The organism is Lentilactobacillus kisonensis DSM 19906 = JCM 15041, from assembly GCF_001434135.1.
GTDB lineage: Bacteria > Bacillota > Bacilli > Lactobacillales > Lactobacillaceae > Lentilactobacillus > Lentilactobacillus kisonensis.
The window spans coordinates 1-3,768 of sequence record NZ_AZEB01000060.1 but is presented as its reverse complement, the minus strand read 5'-3'; the positions used below and the strand labels follow the sequence as shown (position 1 = coordinate 3,768).

The following is a 3,768-nucleotide window of genomic DNA, read 5'->3' as shown; positions in this document are numbered from 1 at the left end:
TTTGTCCAAAAATTCGGATTAAATTTGCAATTTACCATTATCTCTTCTCTTTATCGGCCTCATTAGGGACCATTGCACTGGCAACATTATCTAGCCAGTCCTCATTAGAAGGCTCCTTGTTAGTATCGTAAATTCCTTGGATGAAGTCTTCAAACTTTTTATCGGCCAACCTTTGTTGTTCTTCTTTCTTTTTATCTTCTTCATTCATGCGTTAGCCTCCTATTTATCTCTCTACTATTAATAGTATAACGATTCCATCTAAATTGTGATTATTGCTAGTTATTTTGAGCGTCTGCTAGTATATATCTTCTTCACCGTTCGATATTCAGCACGTTCCTCATTTGTTAAACCTTCTAGTGTGCTATTAATTGTGTGTTCAAGCATCTCATCCACACTTTTAAAATTAAGCACTGCGGATAATGCATTTACCATATCGGCTGTCTCAACTGAGCATCTAATTGTAGTAGTTTTAGGCTTAGACTTTTTAGTGTTTGCTTTCACTTTCATGTCCCGCGAAAATATATTGCTAGGTTTCGGAACTTGAGTAACATCTGAGTTAAGGCTTTTCTTGAGCAGGTCTTTACTCATCTTTACCAACCCTTTCAACAAATTCATTTGTAATTTTCTTATATAGCGCATCTACTCGCATATCATGCATATCATGTTTTTGTGTTTTTAAATCTGGATCAACAATGCCAATAATGTCATAACGTTTTAGCCGTTCCATATTTTTAACAACATTTTTAAAAATATTATCCTTGTCAAACTCAGCCTCGGCTTGTTCTAGTATCGACTGATCAACCTGGCTGTTGTTCTTTAGCAGAACCGGTAGTATTCCTGCAATGTTGAAATCTGCGTCATAATTAGAGACAAGCTCTTGCAGGTAAGATATAAAGGCCTCAGCACCTACATACGACCGTTCTTGAGTTTGAAGCACAATTATAACGCTGTCTGAGGCCATTAACGCTGAGTCAGTGTATACACTAACAGTCGGTGGCGTATCAATGATAATGTAATCGTAGTCATCTTTAATTTTATCTAGCAAATTTGAAAAGTGTTTAGCTCGCTTATATTGGTCATCTGTGTTCGGGTACTTCTTTTCTAAGAAAATTGGATATGATGTAAAGTCTGCAAAACTGGGCAACAAATAAAGATTGTCACGAATCTTAGTAACAATAGGACTTATATCATCATTGCTGATTGCATTCATTAAAGTATTATCAAATTTAACAACCTCATTATTTTGAACTTGTTTAGTCTTTAGATATAATGCGGTTGCATTAGCCTGCGGGTCTAAATCTGCTAGTAGTACCTTGTATCCTTGTTTAGCTAGTCTGTATGAAATCATGCAGCTGTTTGTTGTTTTTCCAGTTCCACCTTTGAAATTTCCAAACGTAATAACTTTTACCATTCTGCTAGCCCCCTTAATCTCACTATTATAATTCATATAGCACAGATTATCAAACGTCTACATGTAGATAAATATACAAATATACAAAAATATATGTAGACTAAAATACAAGAGTACATGTAGATATGTAGATATGTAGATAGTTTGGCTACCATAAAAGCTTGTTTAAACAGCAATAAATACATTCTATTTCCTATTATCTATTTGTATGCGAGTATACATAAATACATGTAGATAAATAGATATGTAGATTTGTAGACTAAATTAAAAAAGTGTTGACACTCGCCTAATAAGGAGCTACAATATCCTTGTATTAAAAAAGGCCTAGCAATTAAGCCAGACCTAAAATAACTGAATATACAAAAGAAGCCCCGCGACCTTCTACTTCGCGGGAACCACAAATAACCATGTATTAATTGTACGGTCTAGACTCTAAAATTGCAAGTCTTGACATTCAATTGCTTCTCGCGGACCATTCTAGGGGACAAGCTAGAGTATAAATATTAAGGGGACACGTTTACCGGTGCGACTTCAATAACAACCGGTTATATCACATAAGGCCTTAGACAATCAGGCTGGTGATGAATGGTGAGGGCGACCATTAACGGCCCGGGTGGTAAAACGATGCTTAGGCATGGTGACCACTAGTAGCTGGTAACCGAACAAAACTAAATACGTGCTATCAGCGTCCATTAGGGCGTTTTTTTATGGGTTTAACCGAGAATGTAGATTGATACTAGTGGTTGGTAGCAATACCGCAACTAATTGTCCAAGCGATGCCCGAACGACCGAGCGTTACAACAGGTGAGTTGCACTCTAGCTAGATAGTCATTTTAATTTTGATCGTCTGACTAGGGTACAACTCTGCACTCAACCACTTCACTCCCTCGCATTACAGCAGGGGTAAACCAATAAGTCAACTAAATTGAATAAATAAATAATAATCACAAGCCAGCTAACTAGGACAGTTTAAGCTAATTTCACAAAGTCTAAATGTGATTAAAATAGGCTTTGGATAATCTAGCTTAAACCAGCCTAATTTCACAGACTCAGCTAAACTGGCTAAATCAAACAGTGAGTTGTCTATAAACACTGATACAATAGGCCTAACTAGACTTCACAAAGTTTAGCTTTGAATACTGTGCATTATGTTAACTAGCTTAAAATTGCACAATAAAAAGGCCTACCCAATTGAGGATAGACCTTTTTACTTTATTCAGCTTTGTCATCTACTTTAATCTCAGCACTAGTTGAGGTCACATTAGAAACGTTCGCACTAGTTGGTGCTTTATCAGCTTGGCTAGCGGAGTCCACCTCGTTTGTAACATGTTCTAAGGTGCCTGTCGTGTCCTGTGAGACGTTTATAGTTTGTACGTCTGTAATTACACCTAGCATACCTAAAATGGTCAGAACCGTGTTAATGGTAGATTGCAAATTTGTCCAAAAATTCGGATTAAATTTGCAATCTACCAGAAATTAAAAAAGTTGCCGAATGGGCAACCAAGAATAGACACATGCTGGTAAATTACAAAGCCCTCACGGCTAAATGAATGCTTTGTAATTTAGTTAAAGCATATCAGATTTGTATTTTAAAGCAAATCTAATGTTTTAGCAACTCTCTTTCGAGACAGTATGTGTCAGTTGAGAAGGGAAGTTTTATAATGAATCAAACTAATTTCAATTTTATTGAGTCGGAAAAAGCTTATGCAACTCGTTTTTTCCAATTCCCACAGGTTTTAATTTATGGATCTCAATATAAGACATTAAGTGATAGTGCAAAATTAGGATATATGATTTTACACGATAGACTAGATTATTCATTGAAAAACAACTGGGTTGATGAAGATAACCGGGTTTATTTCATTTTTACAAATCAAGAACTAACAGATCTTATGGGCTGGTCAAAAAAGAAAGTGATTAGGGTAAAAAATGAACTTGAAAACCAAGGATTATTATTTCAGAAAACCATGCACTTTAATCCCAAAACTGGTAAAAATGAACCAAATAGATTGTATTTAGCAGATTTAGAAGTTACGGCAACAGACATTTATACAAAATCTCGGCAACAAGAGCCACGAACCCTTGGTACACGCGAAAGTGTCAAAACGGAACCTTCGCGGAAGTTCGTTAAAGATACACCACAAACCCTTGATACACGCGAAAGTGTCAAAAAGAGTCACAATCTAGACTATACTAATAATTTAGATACTAATAGATATAATATAGATACTCAAAAGTTAAACTTTTCCACAGCCAACTTTTCACCAGCAGAAATTCAAAAGCAAAACCAGGATTTGGTGAACCATGCTAATGATTTCTTAACTGATGAAGATAGTGGCTTACCCGTTTTCTTAGAA

The 3,768-nt window shown here is 35.9% G+C and carries 3 protein-coding genes; 1 reads left to right on the top strand and 2 read right to left on the bottom strand.

The window, feature by feature from the left end; genetic code table 11:
• Positions 1 to 37: 37 nt before the first annotated feature.
• Together FC98_RS15035 and FC98_RS13480 are read right to left on the bottom strand one after the other, a co-directional pair.
• On the bottom strand, positions 38 to 208 hold the full coding sequence (locus FC98_RS15035) for a hypothetical protein (RefSeq protein WP_003554873.1): 171 nt from the start codon (positions 206 to 208) through the stop codon (positions 38 to 40).
• A 372-nt stretch (positions 209 to 580) separates the two neighbouring features.
• The gene (locus FC98_RS13480) at positions 581 to 1,411 is read right to left on the bottom strand and encodes a ParA family protein (RefSeq protein ID WP_225434864.1); all 831 of its coding nucleotides are present in this window, start codon (positions 1,409 to 1,411) and stop codon (positions 581 to 583) included.
• A gap of 1,661 nt (positions 1,412 to 3,072) precedes the next feature.
• On the opposite strand from FC98_RS13480, the gene FC98_RS13470 reads away from it, so the two are divergent.
• Positions 3,073 to 3,768: replication initiator protein A (locus FC98_RS13470; protein WP_056949744.1), on the top strand; the 696-nt coding region annotated here is incomplete at its 3' end.

Coding starts and splice junctions, on each gene's coding strand:
- FC98_RS13480 (WP_225434864.1), bottom strand. CDS start 1,411: ATGGTAAAAGTTATTACGTTTGGAAATTTCAAAGGTGGAACTGGAAAA.
- FC98_RS15035 (WP_003554873.1), bottom strand. CDS start 208: ATGAATGAAGAAGATAAAAAGAAAGAAGAACAACAAAGGTTGGCCGAT.